This is a genomic window from Flavobacterium soyangense (genome assembly GCF_015277675.1).
In the GTDB taxonomy this organism is placed as follows: domain Bacteria; phylum Bacteroidota; class Bacteroidia; order Flavobacteriales; family Flavobacteriaceae; genus Flavobacterium; species Flavobacterium soyangense.
Window position 1 is genome coordinate 129,459 of sequence record NZ_JADHEC010000001.1, and the last position, 15,629, is coordinate 145,087.

The 15,629-nt window shown below is 33.1% G+C and carries 17 protein-coding genes and 1 tRNA gene; 12 read left to right on the forward strand and 6 right to left on the reverse strand.

Annotation, left to right across the window (positions count from 1 at the left end):
* Position 1: 1 nt before the first annotated feature.
* The 6 genes from IR213_RS00575 to IR213_RS00600 all read left to right on the forward strand — a co-directional run bounded on the left by IR213_RS00575 (position 2) and on the right by IR213_RS00600 (position 6,409).
* Positions 2-1,393 (forward strand): NADH-quinone oxidoreductase subunit N, encoded by a 1,392-nt coding sequence (locus tag IR213_RS00575; RefSeq protein ID WP_194310366.1) that lies wholly within the window; start codon positions 2-4, stop codon positions 1,391-1,393.
* A 205-nt stretch (positions 1,394-1,598) separates the two neighbouring features.
* Positions 1,599-3,062 (forward strand): hypothetical protein, encoded by a 1,464-nt coding sequence (locus IR213_RS00580; protein ID WP_194310367.1) that lies wholly within the window; start codon positions 1,599-1,601, stop codon positions 3,060-3,062.
* A gap of 155 nt (positions 3,063-3,217) precedes the next feature.
* The gene (locus IR213_RS00585) at positions 3,218-4,651 is read left to right on the forward strand and encodes an MBOAT family O-acyltransferase (protein ID WP_194310368.1); all 1,434 of its coding nucleotides are present in this window, start codon (positions 3,218-3,220) and stop codon (positions 4,649-4,651) included.
* Complete coding sequence (locus tag IR213_RS00590; RefSeq protein WP_194310369.1) at positions 4,651-5,583, forward strand: hypothetical protein; 933 nt, start codon at positions 4,651-4,653, stop codon at positions 5,581-5,583. Before IR213_RS00585 ends, IR213_RS00590 begins: the two co-directional genes overlap by 1 nt.
* Positions 5,584-5,933: 350 nt before the next feature.
* Positions 5,934-6,098, forward strand: a complete 165-nt coding sequence (locus IR213_RS00595) for a hypothetical protein (protein ID WP_194310370.1) — start codon at positions 5,934-5,936, stop codon at positions 6,096-6,098.
* Complete coding sequence (locus tag IR213_RS00600; RefSeq protein ID WP_194310371.1) at positions 6,074-6,409, forward strand: type II toxin-antitoxin system RelE/ParE family toxin; 336 nt, start codon at positions 6,074-6,076, stop codon at positions 6,407-6,409. Before IR213_RS00595 ends, IR213_RS00600 begins: the two co-directional genes overlap by 25 nt.
* A gap of 200 nt (positions 6,410-6,609) precedes the next feature.
* Here IR213_RS00600 and IR213_RS00605 read toward each other — a convergent pair whose 3' ends face one another.
* Complete coding sequence (locus tag IR213_RS00605; protein WP_194310372.1) at positions 6,610-7,260, reverse strand: hypothetical protein; 651 nt, start codon at positions 7,258-7,260, stop codon at positions 6,610-6,612.
* Positions 7,261-7,713: 453 nt separating this feature from the next.
* Positions 7,714-8,304 carry a T9SS type A sorting domain-containing protein gene (locus tag IR213_RS00610; RefSeq protein ID WP_194310373.1) on the reverse strand — a complete coding sequence of 197 codons (591 nt, stop codon included), beginning with the start codon at positions 8,302-8,304 and terminating at the stop codon, positions 7,714-7,716.
* A gap of 186 nt (positions 8,305-8,490) precedes the next feature.
* Between IR213_RS00610 and IR213_RS00615 the strand changes: the two genes are divergently transcribed.
* The 4 genes from IR213_RS00615 (at position 8,491) to IR213_RS00630 (ending at position 12,059) form a co-directional block, all read left to right on the forward strand.
* Positions 8,491-9,363, forward strand: a complete 873-nt coding sequence (locus IR213_RS00615) for an AraC family transcriptional regulator (RefSeq protein WP_194310374.1) — start codon at positions 8,491-8,493, stop codon at positions 9,361-9,363.
* 137 nt (positions 9,364-9,500) lie between these two features.
* The gene (locus tag IR213_RS00620) at positions 9,501-10,217 is read left to right on the forward strand and encodes a DsbA family oxidoreductase (RefSeq protein WP_194310375.1); all 717 of its coding nucleotides are present in this window, start codon (positions 9,501-9,503) and stop codon (positions 10,215-10,217) included.
* 136 nt (positions 10,218-10,353) lie between these two features.
* Entirely contained in the window at positions 10,354-11,628 is a 1,275-nt protein-coding gene (locus tag IR213_RS00625; protein ID WP_194310376.1) for a Y-family DNA polymerase, read from the forward strand.
* Complete coding sequence (locus IR213_RS00630; RefSeq protein ID WP_194310377.1) at positions 11,619-12,059, forward strand: LexA family protein; 441 nt, start codon at positions 11,619-11,621, stop codon at positions 12,057-12,059. The genes IR213_RS00625 and IR213_RS00630 overlap by 10 nt, the downstream gene beginning before the upstream one ends.
* 18 nt (positions 12,060-12,077) lie before the next feature.
* Here the strand turns inward: IR213_RS00630 and IR213_RS00635 are convergent, their stop codons facing one another.
* Genes IR213_RS00635 through IR213_RS00645 form a run of 3 tightly spaced genes read right to left on the reverse strand, consistent with a single transcriptional unit; the run spans position 12,078 to position 13,520 of the window.
* A complete protein-coding gene (locus IR213_RS00635) occupies positions 12,078-13,001 on the reverse strand; it encodes a HipA domain-containing protein (protein WP_194310378.1) in 924 nt (307 codons plus the stop codon).
* Positions 12,994-13,311 (reverse strand): HipA N-terminal domain-containing protein, encoded by a 318-nt coding sequence (locus tag IR213_RS00640; protein WP_228479048.1) that lies wholly within the window; start codon positions 13,309-13,311, stop codon positions 12,994-12,996. The genes IR213_RS00635 and IR213_RS00640 overlap by 8 nt, the downstream gene beginning before the upstream one ends.
* On the reverse strand, positions 13,311-13,520 hold the full coding sequence (locus IR213_RS00645; protein WP_194310379.1) for a helix-turn-helix domain-containing protein: 210 nt from the start codon (positions 13,518-13,520) through the stop codon (positions 13,311-13,313). Before IR213_RS00645 ends, IR213_RS00640 begins: the two co-directional genes overlap by 1 nt.
* A 313-nt stretch (positions 13,521-13,833) precedes the next feature.
* On the opposite strand from IR213_RS00645, the gene IR213_RS00650 reads away from it, so the two are divergent.
* On the forward strand, positions 13,834-14,667 hold the full coding sequence (locus IR213_RS00650; protein ID WP_194310380.1) for a hypothetical protein: 834 nt from the start codon (positions 13,834-13,836) through the stop codon (positions 14,665-14,667).
* 6 nt (positions 14,668-14,673) lie between these two features.
* Positions 14,674-15,165 (forward strand): hypothetical protein, encoded by a 492-nt coding sequence (locus IR213_RS00655; RefSeq protein WP_194310381.1) that lies wholly within the window; start codon positions 14,674-14,676, stop codon positions 15,163-15,165.
* Positions 15,166-15,391: 226 nt separating this feature from the next.
* Here IR213_RS00655 and IR213_RS00660 read toward each other — a convergent pair.
* Positions 15,392-15,471, reverse strand: a tRNA-Leu gene (locus IR213_RS00660).
* Positions 15,472-15,629 lie beyond the last annotated feature (158 nt).

The following is a 15,629-nucleotide window of genomic DNA, read 5'->3' on the forward strand; positions in this document are numbered from 1 at the left end:
AATGAATACATTAATAGCTATAACAGGATTAGGTGTTTTATGCCTTTTATTTGAAATTTTAAATTTTAGAAAAGCCATTGTTCCTATAACAATTATTGGATTATTGGCCGTTCTTGGAATTACCTTTTCGGAATTTAATGCTCCGGGGAGTCACTATAATAATATGATTGTGGTGAGCAAATTTTCATCTGCTTTTTCTGCTTTGTTTATTGTTCTAACCATTTTTTTGGTTGCTTTAGCTCATGATTTCTACGAAGATCATAAAACTAAAATCTCTGATTTTATTGCCATTAAAATCTTTATGTTGGCCGGAGCGGTAGCTATGGTTTCTTTCGGAAACTTGGCGATGTTCTTCCTAGGAATCGAAGTATTGTCTATTTCCTTATATATACTTGCCGCAAGCAATAGATTGAATGTAAAAAGTAACGAAGCCGGAATGAAGTATTTCTTGATGGGTTCTTTTGCTTCAGGGATTATATTGTTCGGAATTTGCTTGATTTATGGAGCAATGGGAAGTTTTGATGTTATAGAAATTAGCGAAAATTCTTTATCCGCTGAATTACCAATCTGGTTTCCCATTGGAATGATTTTGATGACTATCGGAATGTTGTTTAAAGTTGCTGCTGTTCCTTTTCATTTTTGGGCACCCGATGTTTATGAAGGTTCTCCAACTTTGACTACCACTACAATGAGTACTTTAGTAAAAGTGGTTGCCATTGCAACGCTTTATAAATTAATTGCTGAATTGAATTTGATTCCATCTTTAGAAAATCAAGACCTTTTAGGAACTTTTAAAACAATTGTAGTTATTATTACGATAGCTTCGATGACCGTTGGTAACATAATGGCTTTAAAACAAAACAATGTAAAACGTATGTTGGCTTTCTCCGGGATTTCACACGCTGGTTTTATGTTGATGACTTTGTTGAGTATCAGCAATTCTGCCGGAAATTTATTGTATTATGCTACTGCCTATTCATTGGCTGGAATTGCTGCTTTCACCGTGATTTTATACGTTTGCAAAAACAGGGATAATGAAGATATTGCAAATTTTAACGGACTTAGTAAAAATAATCCATTAATGGCGGCAGTTCTTACGGCAGCTTTACTTTCTATGGCTGGAATTCCAATCTTTGCAGGGTTTTTTGCCAAATTAGTTTTGTTCAATCAAACCATTCAAGCAGGTTACTTAGTGGTTGTAATTGCAGCTGTAATAAACTCCATTATTAGTGTGGGTTATTATTTTAAATTGATTTTGGCGATGTACAACAAGGAGCCAAATGAAGAAGCGGCGAAAACACAATTTGTATTTTATGCTGTTGCAATTGTAGCCGTTTTATTAAATATTATTTTAGGTTTGTTTCCTTCTGCGGTTTTGGATTTATTAGGATAAACTTATCATAAAAAATTATATTGAAAACCATCAAGAGTAATTTTGATGGTTTTTTTGTTAGATTTGCTTTGATGAATTGTATATACAAAAAACTTATAGCTATTTTAAATCTCATTAAAAAAATAGCTTTGAAAGAGGATTGAAAAAAAATTTTGAAGAATAAAACAATTTGAAAACAGAACAATTAAATAATAAAAATTAAGCTATGAAAAAAATGAGAAAATCGTATTTTAACTTTTCGGCAAAAAATGTCTTTTTATTCTGTTTAATCTGGTTCTGCATAGGATTTACGATAGGAACATTTGTTCTTATCTATCCTGTACATTGGATTACAGACTATTCTGCCACAAATAATTGGTCGAGTTCAAAAGAAAATATTTTCATAAAAATTGCCATAATACTTTATGTTATTTTATCCTTTTTCATCTCAGTAAGGTTGTTAACTGTATACTATAAAATAAGAACAAAGACTTCCGTTTTTTCCTTTTTTGCGATTTTAATTTCACTCACTGTCTCTGTACTTTGGTTATGGTTTAACCCTGAATTAATGGAGAGAATAAATCCACAAAATGTTTCTGCTGAAAGAACTAAAAATGCTCATTTCTTTTTTGGACCTTACCCTTCAGAGTCTACTCTATATGATTTAAAAGAAAATGATTATACTCTAGTTATTTCGTTATTAAATCCTGCCGTTGTTCCATTTGAACCCAAGCTTATAAACGATGAGGAAAGAGCAGTTTCAAAGGTTGGCATCAAATATATAAACATTCCTTTATTGCCGTGGGTTAGTGACAACGCAGAAGCAATAAATAAATTAAAAGAAATAATTAAAAATGAAAAAGGCAAAGTTTATGTACATTGTTATTTGGGCAAAGACCGTGTAAATGTTGTTAAAAATATAATAAAAAACAACAATGGAATCATTGATAAATCTGCTGAGTCAGAACAAAGTCGTCGCTTAGAAGATGTTACAAAATTTGAAAGAGGCGACATTATTAAATTAGAAACCGATGTGTTTTTAACTCCTTATCCAACAGATGAAGAGTATTTTAGTTTTATCTTAACAAGCCCTATTAAGAATATAGTATCATTGCTGAATCCTTTAGATAAGGAAGATTTAGTTATGATAGAGAAAGAAAAAAAACTGCTACCTCAATATGGTATAAATTTACATCAAATGCCTTTGATTATTGATCCTTACAATCCAGATACTGTATTAGATATTGTTCGAAAAATAAAAAAACTTCCGCAACCAATAGTCATTCATGCTTTTTTTACAAAAGGTATTATGAAAGAAGCAATTGAACTCACTTATAAAAATCAAAAACAATCTCTTCCTCCTTCATTATTTCTTGAATCAATGGCTAATGGGCTTCCCACCGTTATTTCATCAAATGTTGTTGCCGGAATGACTCCTCTAGAATCTGAATTCAAGTCATATCTGTATTCTCGTGGGATTCGTAATATTGCATTTACAGGAATCAAAAAAGCTAAAAAAAATAAAATTCTTGAAACACAAGCCATAAAATCTGGTCTTAAGTGGAGAAATTTTAATCTCAATAATCCTGCTTTATTACAAGCTATTAAGACAGAAGGAACTTGGTATATATATGGTTCTCCTGTAGAGGAAATTAAAAAAGAGCTCAACGATAAAATTGTTACTCCATAACAAAAACCTCTAATAAAAATAAATTATATAAACCATCCCGACCAAAAGCGAGATGGTTTTTTGTTAGATTGGTTTTGAAGAATTACATTTGTCAATCCTTATGAAAACAGTAAAATTTATTGGTTTCGCCTACATAATAAATTAGATTCCAAAATATGTTTTTTAACTCTTTAACATTTGCTGTTTTTCTTCCAATAGTATTTTTACTCTATTGGTTTGTTTTCAGTAAAACTAAAAATTCGCAAAACGCTTTTCTGGTTGTGGTGAGTTATTATTTTTACTCTTGCTGGGATTGGCGCTTTCTTTTTTTACTACTGTTTTCGACCCTATTGTGTTATTTTACTGGAATCCAAATTGAAAAAAGTACAGAGAGCAGCAATCGAAAATTTTGGTTTTGGTTGAGTATTGTCTTCAATCTTGGATTTCTAGCAATTTTCAAATATTATAACTTTTTTGCGTTTTCCTTTTCGGAAGCCTTAAACAATATAGGTATCCAATCAAGTCCGCTTTTGCTGAACGTGATTCTTCCGGTTGGGATTTCTTTCTATACTTTTCATGGCTTGTCGTATGTGATTGACATTTATTACAAAAGAATCCAATCCGAGAAAAACGTTTTAGATTACGCCTTGTTCGTGAGTTATTTTCCGCTTTTGGTGGCTGGACCAATCGAAAGAGCGACCCATTTATTGCCTCAGGTTAAACTAAAAAGAAGTTTCGATTTCGAAAAAGCAAAAGAAGGCGTTTACCAAATTATTTGGGGATTGGTCAAAAAAGTAGTCATTGCCGATACTTGCGCCACTTATGCCAATGCTATTTTTGACAATTACACCTCGATGAATTCCTTGTCCTTGATTTTGGGCGCAGTATATTTTGCGTTCCAAATTTACGGCGATTTTTCAGGTTATTCGGATATGGCTTTGGGAATGTCCAAATTGTTCGGATTGGACTTGCTCAGAAACTTCAATTATCCTTATTTCTCCAGAGATATAGCCGAGTTTTGGCGTCGTTGGCACATTTCATTGTCTTCTTGGTTTCGAGATTATTTATACATTCCTCTTGGCGGAAGCCGTGGAAGCAAATGGAAACAAGTACGCAACGTATTCATTATATTCGTCGTGAGTGGTTTTTGGCACGGAGCCAATTGGACTTTCATAGCTTGGGGATTCATCAACGCCTTGTATTTCTTGCCTTCATTACTACTGGGAACGAACCGAAATAATATCGAAACGGCTGAACTGCATTGGGATTTCCATTCCATAAAAGTATTTCTCAACATTCTCGCCACTTTTTCGATAACGTGTTTGGCTTGGATATTTTTTAAGGCAAAAACCATTAGTATTGCTTTTGACTATATTGAAAGAATCTTCACTAACCGAAGTTTCACCTCTCAATTCTTGCAAAACCAACGTTACAGTTACGAAATGTTGCTAATGATTATTGCTTTTGTTTTGGTCGAATGGAACAGCCGCTACAAAATAGAACCCATTTCAGGAAAATACAGCGGGTTAAAAATGACTTTGTGTCTCTTGGCAATTATCGCTTTGGGAACGTATGCCGATTATAAAGAATTCATCTATTTTCAATTCTAATGAAGAAGTTTATAACATTAGTTGCCAAAATTTTACTCATGATTCTAGTGCTTTTGATAGTATTGGATTGGACTTACACGACCGTCTATTTGCATTCTTCCAATCGTGGAAAAGTGGAAAATGTATTCAATTCTAAAGCTAGAAATTATGATGTGGTAATTTTAGGTTCATCGAGAGCCAATAACCATTTCGTGCCTGAATTATTTGAAAAGAAAGGATTGAAAACCTTCAATTATGGGATGAGTGGCGCACATTTATTCGAAGCTTCGCTAATGCTAAAATTGATGGCCGAACGCCATTATAAAATAAAAACTGTGATTCTGGAAGCCGATTTGGGTCTTTGCAACGAAAAAGAATCCGATGCTATCGCAGCAAAATTCCTTCCTTATATTCATCATTCAGAAACAATCAAGAAGCATTTTTCGAAGTTGGAAAACTTTAATGCCTTGTATTACATTCCTTTTTACCGTTATATCGATTTTGATGCACTCATTGGTTTCCGGGAAATGTATAATACCGCAACGGACAAGCCTACCAATATTTTAGACAATTTGGGTTATCATCCTTTGGGACACAAACCTGGAAATATGAAGAATGATTTAACCGCTTTGAAACCCATTCGCAATAAATATTACGAGGAAATCAAGCAAATTTGCAAGCAAAACCATTACAATCTAATTACCGTAATGACGCCAATGTGCACCAATGTGAAAGGACTGGATTATTTTGAAAAAGCCAATAAAATCTACCCAGAAATTCACAATCTGGAAAACGTTGTTGAAGGCGACCAATATTTTTCATCCTGCGGCCATATGAATGATGCGGGAGCGAGGATGTTTACGGCGGCAGTTATAGAAAGGTTTTTTGGAAAAAATAAAAAATTTAGATATGAAATTAAAGCTACCCACAACAATAAAAAGACTAAACATTAATTATTCTTTGTTGTTTTTTTGTACGAATTTCTTATTCATTCTTTTATATAAATATTTTCAACCTTTGTGCGAACCTTGTTTGAATAGGGAAGATTGTCCAGCTTGTATTTCTAAGGAACAATACTTTATTATTTACTTTAGTATAGTTTTAAATATTGCAATGATATTATATTACATATTCAAAAAGAAAAAATAAAGTCATTCCGCTAGCACAAAAATTATTTCCCTGTCAACACACACATTCAAAAACTCTCAACAACCCTAAATTCCCTCAATCACAATATATTCTCAAAAAAAAATAATTTATTGGAACTATTTTTATACATTTGAAAATAAGTAGAATACCAATTATGAAAACGAAAAACGAAAATTCTAACAATCTTGCCACTCCAGGCAAACCAATGTCTCAAAAGAAACTAGCTTCTTTGATAAAAGAGGCTGAGGAAGGAGAATTTTTATCATTAGATGAGTTCAAAATTAGATTCGATAAATGGAGATTACAAAGAAAAAAGTAGTCAAATCCGTTTATTATTATAAGGACATTCAAGATATTTTTGAATATGGAGAAGCAACTTTCGGCGAAAAAGCTGCGTTATCTTTTTTCGATGAACTATTAATCGTCACTCATAATCCCGAATCGCGCTATTTACTTCATCCTGAATGTCACCATCTGGAGACCAAAACTAAAAAATACCGCAATATAATTTTTGGTTCCTACCTCATTATTTACAGAATTACTCCTCATAGAATAGAAGTTTTGAGAGCTTTTCACGGCAGTCGTTCTCCAAAATCCATCAAAGAAACAAGAAGTATCAAAGTCGATTAATTTTTTATCAACAACCTTTCAAAAAATTAACTTTTCATCTACACGACAATTATCTGTTATTCCGATGTTTTTACAAAATGAATACTTTCGGAACTAGACGATTTATATCTATAGTCATCAACCGATTTTTAGAAACAAAGCAACAAAAATCCCGCTGATACGAATACCAACGGGACTATTAACCAACCATCTTAGCCAATCTAATTATTTATTCTGGTATCTAACCTTCCCTCTACTTTACCATCTTCATTTTGGGCTTTTGTGCCTCTGGTTTTATAATAGTTGTAATCCTGATCATTTGAGTTTTGGCTATTACCATAATCATGATTGTTGTCGTCATTATTATTTTGGACATATTGATAATCTCTTCCTCCTTTTACAGTTCCAAAAATGTCAACAATTTGACCACGACGGTTATAGATAATCTGCAAACCACCTACTTGTGTCAAAGCATAACGGTTGTAAGTCATATAAACTGAACCAACTCGTTTAATTCTGTCATTTGCATCATAGTTAATAAACACATTTCCAATACGTCTAACTTTACCGGTATAATCGTGTTCCACTTTTACGCCATAGTTCCTGTTTTGACCATTTGAAGGAGATCCATAAGTCATATTTGAACCATTTCTTCTTCCTGACTTACAATACATATCATCATTTGAAGGACGTGTATTGAAATCAAATTGTCCATCAGGAAATATGTAAAACTTAACGCCTCTTTCCGTGAATACAATTGGATCGGCATTTCTAAAATCAACAGGAGGTCTATTATTATTTCTTTCTGTTGCATTTGCTACACCACTTCCAATAAGGAAGATACTAGCTACTAAAAGGGTAATTTTTTTCATAATCAATATAATTTGGGTTGTGCCTACTCATGAGCTTTTCGGCTTTCGCTTTTTTACTTATTTGATTAGGGATATCCAAGTAGCGTGCCATAGATTTAAAACATAGTTTCGTGCTTATAAACAATTTGCAAATTATAAGCATTTAAAATACTACATATCAATTATTTAAAATTTTAAAAATAAAAAAAATAATTTACGTAAAAGCTAAAAATTGGGTGTTCTTTAACAAAAACCAAATTGTGTTTTGGATCTTTTTTTTAAATTTTGACCAAAAAAATTCAATAGAAAAATAAAATGTGGGATGAAATCAAGTTTGGAAAGTAAAAATTAATTGATCAAATTGATTGATTATATATTCAAGAAGTAATTTTGAAAAAAATTCTAGGAAAGGTATAGGAATAAAAAAACAGCCCAAAAAAGGCTGTTTTAATTCACAAAATTTAATAAAAATTTCTAGTTGGGAAATGTTTTTGTAAATGTCTTATCAGCATAAGTAATTTCAAAAATGTATTTCTCAGATTTAATGTTTTTGATATCAAAAAACTTAGATATGTTTTGGTTCATTAGTTTATCACTGGCATAAACTTCGTTTTGCTCATCGTCGTAAATTTTTATATCAACTGAAGATTTGTCCAAATTTAAAATGCTTAACGATATCAATCCCGCTTTTTCACCAAAAACTGGTTTATAAATCTCTGAAACTGCAGTGTCCGACAACGTAGCGGTATCTCCAACAACCGAAATTTTATATTTAGCAATTTTCATTTCAGATTCAGCTTCCAAATAGTAAGTTCCTTCCGGCAAAGCTTTTAAATCGTATGTTCTATTAATAATCTTTCGAGAAGTCACCTTTTCTGAGTGAACTATCTTACCATCCGCATCATAAATAGATAAATCAACTTTATTCATCTTATCCAAAGCAAAAGTCACCAACTTTCCTTGTTCTTTCTTTACAACTAATGTAAAATCAACAGTACCGGCGTGAACGTTCATAGTTATTAATGCTACTACCAACACTAAACTAAATTTTATAATCTTTTTCATAATTGTACTTTTTTAAGTTATTAATGATTTTATTTGAAGCAAAGATATTGGAGTAATTTGGAGCATAACAACTCCCTATTCTCATATTTATATAGTATATTACCTTTTACGAAAACGAAATAGGTTAAAAAAGACAATATTGTGTTGTTTTAGGTTAATTTTGTAGTGATTTTAAAACACAGTATTATGAAAAAGTTACTTCCTACCTTAGAAATAATAGAACCATCGTTCGGAAGTTCATTCACTTTGGCAAAATATGTCGAAAATGAGAATAGCAAATCCCACTTTTGGCATAATCATCCCGAAATTGAATTGGTATATGTAAACGGTGGTGCCGGAAAACGCCAAGTTGGAAGCCATATTTCCTATTACACCAGTGGCAGTTTAATTCTTATAGGAAGTAATTTGCCCCATTGTGGCTTTACCGATGAAAACACAGGAAATAAAAAAGAAACGGTAATACATATGAAGCCAGACTTCCTCGGCACTGATTTTTTTGGAATATCCGAAATGAAAAATATCAAGCATCTTTTTAATAGAGCCAAAGCGGGAATAGTCTTTATCGGTGAAACCAAAAAAAGGATAGGAAGCAAAATAGAAATCATGGAAAATCAGTTGCCGTTTGAAAGATTGCTCACTTTGCTTTCTATTTTAAATGAAATGGAACAAGCCACGGAATTTAAGATTTTAAATGCCGAAGGATTTTCAATGGAATTGCAAATGCAGGACAATGACAAAATCAATACGGTTTTTAATTATGTGAAAGATAATTTTCAGGAACAAATCACTTTAGATGAGGTGGCGGCATTGGTCAGTATGACGGTTCCTTCGTTCTGTCGCTATTTCAAAAAGATAACCCAGAAAACGTTTACCAAGTTTGTCAATGAATATCGCTTGGTGCACGCATCAAAACTATTGGCAGAAAAACCCATCAGCATTACAGAAGTTTGCTTCGAATGTGGTTTTAATAACTTTAGCTATTTCAATAAATCCTTTCAAGAGTTTACAGGCAAAAGTGCTTCTCGATATCGAAAAGAACTGCGTTCCGTTTTGGAATAACAGCTCTCTTTTATATTCTCGAAAAACAACAACCTTAACCTTTCACAATAAAAACCTAAATTAAAAACAGCCAAAAACTGAATTGATTATTTTTGCAACACAAAATCAATTGATAACACCAATAAAAGAATCGCAAAATGAAAAAGAAATTGAAAGTACAAATATGGTCGGATATTATGTGTCCGTTTTGTTATATAGGAAAAAGAAGAATGGAAGAGGCTTTAACCCTTTTTGAACACAAAGAATTTGTTGAAATCGAATGGAAAAGTTTTCAATTAGACGCTGGTTTTATTCCTTCCTCTGAAGATAACATAATCGAACACCTAGCCGAAAAGTACCGAAAAGACGAGGATTGGGCTCAAACCATGGTCGACAATATGACTCAAAATGCAAAAACGGCAGGGCTGGATTTTCATTTCGAGAAAGCGGTTTTGGCTAATTCCCATAACGCACACCGATTGTTGCATTTAGCCAAAAAAAATCATCTAGCTAACGAATTGAAAGAATTACTCTTTAAATCCTATTTAACTGATGGCAAAGATTTAAATAATTTGAATACACTAAACGAACTAGGAATTGCCGTAGGGCTTGATGTCGAGGCTGTTGCCAAAGTTTTACATTCTAACATATATAGCAATGAAGTGAAACAAGACATTCAGGAGGCAAATGCCATAGGCGTTCAAGGCGTTCCTTTTTTTGTTTTCGATAATAAATATGCAATTTCTGGCGCACAACCGGCAACGGCGTTTTTACAAACTTTAGAAAAAGTGTGGCAGGAAGGACAGTTTGATTCGAAAGTGACTTTGATAAACACCGCAACCGACAATAGTTGCGATATCAACGGATGTGATTAAAAGAATCGCCAACACAATTGAAACGGATTACCAAAGCGAATCAGCGGTTATCTGCGTCCAAATTTTTTATCAACAATCCTCTAAAATTAACTTTTTATCCACACCCCAATTATAGGTTATTCAGTAATTTTACAGGATGTATGCTTTAGTTGATTGTAACAATTTTTATGCTTCCTGCGAACGTGTTTTTCAACCGAAATTCAACGGAAAACCAGTTGCGATTTTATCCAACAACGATGGCTGCGTGATTTCCAGAAGCAATGAAGCCAAGGCTGTGGGGATTCCGATGGGTGCTCCGGCATTTCAAATTAAAGATTTAATACGCGAAAAAAAAGTCCAGATTTTCTCTTCAAATTATGCACTTTATGGTGATTTGAGTAATCGTGTGATGAAGATTTTAAACCAATTCACGCCAAATCTAGAAATTTACAGTATAGACGAAGCATTCCTGAATTTTGACGGTTTGACTATCTCTGATTATCATAATTATGGCGTCCAAATGAAAACCCGTATCCAAAAATGGGTTGGCATTCCGGTTTGTGTTGGCTTTGCCGAAACCAAGGCCTTGTCGAAAGTGGCCAATAAAATCGCCAAAAAATTCCAAGAACGAACCCAAGGAGTTTATGTTATCGACACCGAAGAAAAACGTCTCAAAGCACTGAAATGGACCAAGATTGAAGATGTTTGGGGCATTGGTTATCGCACGACCAAAAAAGCAAAATCACGAAACATCAACACCGCTTTAGACTTTATTCAGCCACAACACGAAGCTTGGATCAGGAAAGAAATGGGCGTGATTGGAATGCGATTGAAATACGAACTGGAAGGAAAATCGGTTTTAGATTTAGAGCCAATTGTGGACCAAAAGAAAAGTATTGCCGTTACCCGAAGTTTTCCAAAACAAATTGCCGATTTTGATTTGTTACGCGAACGAGTGGCGACTTTTGCCTCGGTTTGTGCGGAGAAATTGCGAAAGCAAAAATCTTGTTGTCACACGATTATTGTGATGTTAGTCATTGACAGACACAGCATTCAAACCTCGAAATATTATTTTAATATGGCGACTACGCTGCCTTTTGCCACGAATTCGACGCTAACTATTTCGAACACCGCAATTGACATGCTGAAAAAATTACACCAAGGAAACGAAAACATAAAGTTCAAAAAAGCAGGCGTAATCGTAACCGAATTGATTGACGAAAACAAAAAACAATTGCAATTATTCGATGAGGAAAACCCAAAACATTTGGCTTTGATGCAAGTGATGGATAAATTAAACAACAAAATTGGCGAAACGAAAGTGAAATTGGCCACGCAAAATTTAAATCTCACTTGGAATATGAACCAGAATCATTTATCATCAAAATATACCACAAACTTTAACGATATTCTCGAAATACGATGTCCATAAAAAAAGACCAAAAACTAACCTTCTTCACACCAGACTTTGAAAGTGGATTGCGAATTCCTTTCATAAAAGAAGGTGTTTCGGCGGGATTTCCCTCGCCTGCGGCAGATTTTATGGAAAACGGCATCGATTTAAACAAAGAGTTGAGCGAAAATCCTTTGGCTACTTTCTACATCAAAGTCAAAGGGAACTCGATGATTGACGCCGGTATCAACGACAAAGATGTTTTGGTCGTGGACCGAAGTCTCGAACCGCAAAATAACAAAATCGCCATTTGTTTCATCGACGGCGAATTTACCGTAAAACGCATCCAAGTCGAACAAGACTGCTTGTATCTTATGCCCGAAAATCCCAATTACCCTCCCATAAAAGTCACCGAAGAAAACCAATTAATCATTTGGGGAATTGTGACTTATGTGATAAAGAAGGTGTGATAGAAGTTATAAATTCTTTTAAAATCTCTTAATCCTATCTTCCATCAACTTCAGATATTTTTCTTTCATGCCATCTGATAAAAAGGATATTTCTACCAATTCCGTCCATTTAGACACACTTTTATTCATATCAGATAAAATGACATCAATGGTTTTGTCATTAAGACCCAGCCTTTCTTTTGCGTAATAATCTATCAATTCCGTTGCCTTGAAATTACTCTTTTTACCTTTGAGAGATAAGGCTAATTCCTCCTGTGGATTTTTAATAGAAATGGAAGAATTCAAAAAATCATAAACTGGAGCCAAGATTGTTTTTCCCGCTTTTGTAATTACTGAAAAGTTCTTTAGGTGCATATCTTCATTACCAGTTATAAAACAAAATAAAACGCGTTTAAAGAAATCGGCTTTGGCTATGGCTGGAAAAGTGCAGAATTCGTCAATTATTTTGACCAATTTTTCCATCGTGTAATCATACTTCGTATCCCTTGAATTTCCAGATAATTGTGCAAAATCCTCGGTGGCATATTTTTTGCCTTTACTATATCGATCAAAGCGTTTGATAAAATAAGAAAAACTGCCGTCCTTGGAATAAACCAATCCGTGAAAAGGAACTTCAAGTCCGTAAACTTTGGCCATTTTCATCGTTACATCTTCATTTTCGGGCAATTCTGGAAAAATATCATTTTGAGGTTTGATAATAAAGTTGCCAAACTGATCCACAATTTCAAACTGTTGATTCACAACAGAAATAACAGCACTTAATTTGGGTTGAACGCCTTGAATAGACAATTTATTGGCTCGATTGGCTGCTTCTTGCCTTTGTTCGGCTGCGGTAAATGGCAAATCATTTAATGCGGTAAGTTTAGGAGCAATCAGCCGAAGCCCTTTTTCACTATATTTTTCAGTACCACAGATTTCGTAAGTTATCGGGCATCTATTCATCTTTCCATTCTTTTACCGTTACTGCTCCTACCAAATCATTTCCTGTAGCCACAAGTTGAGAGAAATAATCGTTTTTATCAATTTTAGCTATTTTCAAAAGTCCTTCAAGCATTATCCCTTCTGGCAATAATCCTTCAAAAAAAGAAGGGAATTTGGCAAATGAAAAAGTCTTTGCAGTCACTGGCATTGTCAAGGATACAGGTTCTCCTTCATAATTATCATCATAGGCAAATTGATACCCGCCAGCGTTGTCTTCCGTCAATATTCCTGCTCTTTTATCGTGAACTACTATTATTGCTTTTCTCATCATTATTTATGGATTGGACTTTTAAATTGCACTTCTATATTCAAAACTTTCAGTATCGCCAAAAGGTTATTCCAACGGACTGTTTCTTTATTTTTCTCAATATCAAAAACCGTAGTTTTCCCTACTCCTGCCAAATTAGCCAATTCTAATTGTGTTAACCCTGCTACTTTACGATGGTCTTTTATGAAGAGACCTAAATCAAAATCATTCATATTTTACCGTTTTAGCAGTAAAAATAAAGAAATAAATGTTACGCTATGGCGTTTTTATAATAAAATGTGCATTATTTACTGTTATGACAGTAAATAATGCACATTTTGTTGAATGCTGATTGAATAAACAGGGGGTAATTCCATTTTTTACTGTTATAACGGTAATTTTAAAGAATTGATTTTCTTGCTGGGAAATAGTGAATTGTATGATAAAGAAAGTGTGAATTAAAAAAATTATCTCGCTTTACGGGAAACCGTAAAGTAAATGATTTTTAAAAGATTACATTTGAATATTAATTTAAATTAAATTTATATGAAACTAATAAACATAATACTTTTTGTGGTTACACTCTTATCATCAAATATTAATTTTGCACAAAACAATAATTTAAATTTTCTAAATGGAATGAAATATGCCTTTTACAGCGGACCCGCTGAATTAGAATATATAGCGAATAACGCAATAAATAAATTAGGATTAATTGCACTTCCTAAAGATAGTAATCAATGGCCAGAGGAAGCAAAAACAAATCCTTGTTTAAATAGTCAATGGAGAACTATTATTAATAGCGCTTTTGGTTCTGGAGCAAAATGCAATTTACAAATATTAGATTGTTTGAATGTTGTACTTTATGATGAAACAAATACTGCGTCAGGTTTTGGAGCATCTTTTGACAAAAATGTAAATGTTGCATCAAATAGAGCATTTGATAATTTTAAAAATTTTAAATATTCCTACAACAAGTCAATAACCAAAACAATTGCATATCCCGTAGTCGAAAATATAAGCATAGACGAAAACGAATTAAAATCATATTTTGATTCTAAAAAATCAGACCCGATAGAAGGCATCTATAAAACCTATAAATCGGATTCGAATTATAAATTGGGAATAATTAAAGTAGCGGATAAATTAAAGGCTATTGTCATTGAAAGCAATTTGCCACAATGGCGTAAAGGAGACGTTAAAATACTTTTTGAAAGTACTGCGGTAGAAGGAGTGTTTTCTGTTAAGTATTATATGGCAGATAAAACTTCAATCGAAACATTTGCAAATTTAGAAGGGGGTTTGATTACAGTTGAATTAAAAAATCAAACTGGAGAAAATGAAGACATAAAATTATTAAAATTATATCCTAAAAATTAAATTATTATGAAAAAATATTTTTTACTTCTGATTTTATTTCCGTTTGTGGGATTAACACAAACTTATACCGTTATTCAACAGCCAACTTATGGACAAGACCCTAAATACACGCCTACAACTTATACGGTAAAACAAACTACACCTGCCACAACACCAAACTACGTTGGAGACGCACTAAGCCAAGTTCAAAATAATATCATTCAAGCACAACAAGCAAATGCGCAAAGAGAGGCGCAAAGAGAAAATGCACAGGCAATTATAGATAATCAAAATAGAATTGAACAACAAAGAATTGAAGAACAAAAAAAGATACTTGTTGAACAACAAAGAATTGAAGAAGAAAAAGACCCTAACAGTATCTTAAACAAATTCAAAAATGCTAATTTAAAAAAAGAAAATGAGGATTTAAAAGCCAAATTATTGCAGATGGAGTTACTATTGTCTCAAAAAGAAGAAAAAGAGAGGTTAGAGAAGGAAAAAAATAAAAAAGAAGAGTAACAGAAAAAACCTCAAGGAAAAAAATAAAGTTTATTTAAATTGTTAAAACCTGATATTTTAGTATAAATAAAAACCTTTCAGAGATGAGAGGTTTTTTTTATGGAAAAAAGTATAAAAAAAGATAACTTTTAAGAGATTTTTTAAAAATGTCGGGCAATGGTCGGGTTATTGAATTAAAAAAAGCCTGTAAAGTATTGATATACAACACTATTACAGACTTTTTAAGTACCCGGAGCCGGAGTCGAACCGGCACGGTTTCCCACAGGTGTTTGAGACCAGCGCGTCTACCAATTCCGCCATCCGGGCTTCAGCAGACAGAAATAACGACAGTTATTTCACGCAATAAAGAGATATTTAGTGGTAGCTAAACGTCTTTTTCCTTTAACACGGTGCAAATGTAAAAAATAATATTAATGTTTCTAATAAAAATACTCGAAATTTTCCTTTCAGAGTTCGATTTTATT

What these genes read in the sequence shown, in the direction of transcription:
- IR213_RS00575 (WP_194310366.1), top strand. Translation starts at nt 2, where the DNA reads ATGAATACATTAATAGCTATAACAGGATTAGGTGTTTTATGCCTTTTA.
- IR213_RS00580 (WP_194310367.1), top strand. Translation starts at nt 1,599, where the DNA reads ATGAAAAAAATGAGAAAATCGTATTTTAACTTTTCGGCAAAAAATGTC.
- IR213_RS00585 (WP_194310368.1), top strand. Translation starts at nt 3,218, where the DNA reads ATGTTTTTTAACTCTTTAACATTTGCTGTTTTTCTTCCAATAGTATTT.
- IR213_RS00590 (WP_194310369.1), top strand. Translation starts at nt 4,651, where the DNA reads ATGAAGAAGTTTATAACATTAGTTGCCAAAATTTTACTCATGATTCTA.
- IR213_RS00595 (WP_194310370.1), top strand. Translation starts at nt 5,934, where the DNA reads ATGAAAACGAAAAACGAAAATTCTAACAATCTTGCCACTCCAGGCAAA.
- IR213_RS00600 (WP_194310371.1), top strand. Translation starts at nt 6,074, where the DNA reads ATGGAGATTACAAAGAAAAAAGTAGTCAAATCCGTTTATTATTATAAG.
- IR213_RS00605 (WP_194310372.1), bottom strand. Translation starts at nt 7,260, where the DNA reads ATGAAAAAAATTACCCTTTTAGTAGCTAGTATCTTCCTTATTGGAAGT.
- IR213_RS00610 (WP_194310373.1), bottom strand. Translation starts at nt 8,304, where the DNA reads ATGAAAAAGATTATAAAATTTAGTTTAGTGTTGGTAGTAGCATTAATA.
- IR213_RS00615 (WP_194310374.1), top strand. Translation starts at nt 8,491, where the DNA reads ATGAAAAAGTTACTTCCTACCTTAGAAATAATAGAACCATCGTTCGGA.
- IR213_RS00620 (WP_194310375.1), top strand. Translation starts at nt 9,501, where the DNA reads ATGAAAAAGAAATTGAAAGTACAAATATGGTCGGATATTATGTGTCCG.
- IR213_RS00625 (WP_194310376.1), top strand. Translation starts at nt 10,354, where the DNA reads ATGTATGCTTTAGTTGATTGTAACAATTTTTATGCTTCCTGCGAACGT.
- IR213_RS00630 (WP_194310377.1), top strand. Translation starts at nt 11,619, where the DNA reads ATGTCCATAAAAAAAGACCAAAAACTAACCTTCTTCACACCAGACTTT.
- IR213_RS00635 (WP_194310378.1), bottom strand. Translation starts at nt 13,001, where the DNA reads ATGAATAGATGCCCGATAACTTACGAAATCTGTGGTACTGAAAAATAT.
- IR213_RS00640 (WP_228479048.1), bottom strand. Translation starts at nt 13,311, where the DNA reads ATGATGAGAAAAGCAATAATAGTAGTTCACGATAAAAGAGCAGGAATA.
- IR213_RS00645 (WP_194310379.1), bottom strand. Translation starts at nt 13,520, where the DNA reads ATGAATGATTTTGATTTAGGTCTCTTCATAAAAGACCATCGTAAAGTA.
- IR213_RS00650 (WP_194310380.1), top strand. Translation starts at nt 13,834, where the DNA reads ATGAAACTAATAAACATAATACTTTTTGTGGTTACACTCTTATCATCA.
- IR213_RS00655 (WP_194310381.1), top strand. Translation starts at nt 14,674, where the DNA reads ATGAAAAAATATTTTTTACTTCTGATTTTATTTCCGTTTGTGGGATTA.